This is a genomic window from Streptomyces sp. NPDC006265 (assembly GCF_040613555.1).
Taxonomy (GTDB): Bacteria; Actinomycetota; Actinomycetes; order Streptomycetales; family Streptomycetaceae; genus Streptomyces.
Genome location: NZ_JBEXSH010001326.1, coordinates 1 through 1,668, shown reverse-complemented (window position 1 = coordinate 1,668; position 1,668 = coordinate 1). Strand labels below are relative to the sequence as shown.

General features: G+C 72.8%; 2 protein-coding genes and 1 pseudogene. 2 read left to right on the top strand and 1 reads right to left on the bottom strand.

The genetic code is table 11. From position 1 onward, the window contains the following. Positions 1 to 25 precede the first annotated feature (25 nt). Positions 26 to 409, bottom strand: coding sequence for a hypothetical protein (locus ABZ281_RS48470; protein WP_356665133.1), 384 nt, complete (start codon positions 407 to 409; stop codon positions 26 to 28). A 55-nt stretch (positions 410 to 464) separates the two neighbouring features. Here ABZ281_RS48470 and ABZ281_RS48465 point away from each other — a divergent pair, with 55 nt between their 5' ends. Continuing rightward, a complete protein-coding gene (locus ABZ281_RS48465) occupies positions 465 to 1,400 on the top strand; it encodes a MurR/RpiR family transcriptional regulator (protein WP_142162579.1) in 936 nt (311 codons plus the stop codon). 46 nt (positions 1,401 to 1,446) lie between these two features. Continuing rightward, positions 1,447 to 1,668, top strand: a pseudogene (locus ABZ281_RS48460) (hypothetical protein); the annotation flags it as partial.

Genomic DNA, 1,668 nt, shown 5'->3' with positions numbered 1-1,668 from the left:
GTCGATGTAGATCGTCACGCGGGCCTCACGAGGACGCCGGCCCGCCGATGGCCTCGCCCAGCGATCCCACGGCGGCGACCTTCACGCCCGCCTCGCTGCACACCCAATGCGGGTCGGGTCCCAACTCCGGTTCCACGTCGAGGGCGTGCGGCTCACCGGCACCGCACACCGGGCACAGGGGCCAGCGGCCGTACCGCTCCAGCAGGGCGTCCTGGACGTCCTGCGCGACCAGGCCGGCCACGTACGGGGCGCCCTCGGGCCATTGCTCGACCCACCATCGCCGCTGCTTGACGGACTCCTCGACCAGGGAGACGACGTCCGCGTCGGCGACGCGTCCCGCGACGAGGTCGGCCAGCACGAGGGCGCGCGCGGCGTGCAGCGCCTGCTCCAGGGGGCTGATGGGATCCATGCCCCCATTGTGCGCACTCTTGACCCGAACGCCGCGCCGAAAATATCTTTCAATCGTGACCCGAGACGTGAAGGAAATTTTCGCCCGTGAGCGTGGCGGCCCCTCGGGTGCGAGCGGCGCCCCGCCCGCCCCGGCCGCCCTCGCGGCCAAGGTCCGCACGCTGGGCCCGTCGATGACGCGTTCCATGCAGCGCGTCGCCGAGGCCGTGGCGGGCGACCCGGCCGGCTGCGCGGCCCTCACGGTCACCGGCCTCGCCGAACTCACCGGCACCAGCGAGGCGACCGTCGTACGCACCGCCCGCCTGCTGGGCTATCCGGGTTACCGGGACCTGCGCCTGGCCCTCGCCGGCCTCGCCGCGCAGCAGCAGTCGGGCCGCGCGCCCGCCATCACCACGGACATCGCGGTGGACGACCCGATCGCCGACGTGGTCGCCAAGCTCGCCTACGACGAGCAGCAGACCCTCGCCGACACCGCCGCCGGCCTCGACACCGTCCAACTGGGCGCGGCCGTCACCGCCCTGACCGCGGCCCGCCGCACCGATGTGTACGGCGTCGGAGCGTCCGGCCTGGTCGCCCAGGACCTCACGCAGAAACTGCTGCGCATAGGCCTGATGGCGCACGCCCACAGCGACCCGCACCTCGCCGTCACCAACGCCGTGCAACTGCGCGCGGGCGACGTCGCGATCGCCATCACGCACTCCGGGTCGACCGGGGACGTCATCGAGCCGCTGCGGGTCGCCTTCGAGCGCGGGGCGACGACGGTGGCGATCACCGGCCGCCCGAACGGCCCGGTCACGCAGTACGCCGACCACGTTCTCACCACGTCCACCGCACGCGAGAGCGAGCTGCGTCCGGCGGCCATGTCGTCCCGGACCGGTCAGCTCCTCGTGGTGGACTGCCTGTTCGTCGGGGTGGCGCAACGGACGTACGAGAAGGCGGCGCCCGCGCTCTCGGCGTCGTACGAGGCGCTGGCCCACCGGCACCGTTCCTGAGGCAGCCGCCCCGCCCAGCACCGGAAAGACACGGAAAGAGCCGTTCATGACCTCCACCTCCCACCCCCGTGACCTCAGGACCGAGTTGGAGTCCCTGACCACCGAGGCCTTCCGGCCGGAGCTCGCGGACATCGACCGGCTGCCCACCCTCGACATCGCCCGGCTGATGAACGGCGAGGACGCCACCCTGTCGGACCCGGCCGCTGTGACACTGTCCGGCTCCGCCGGGGAGGCCCGGACCAGCAAGCTGCTCCAGCAGGAGATCGAG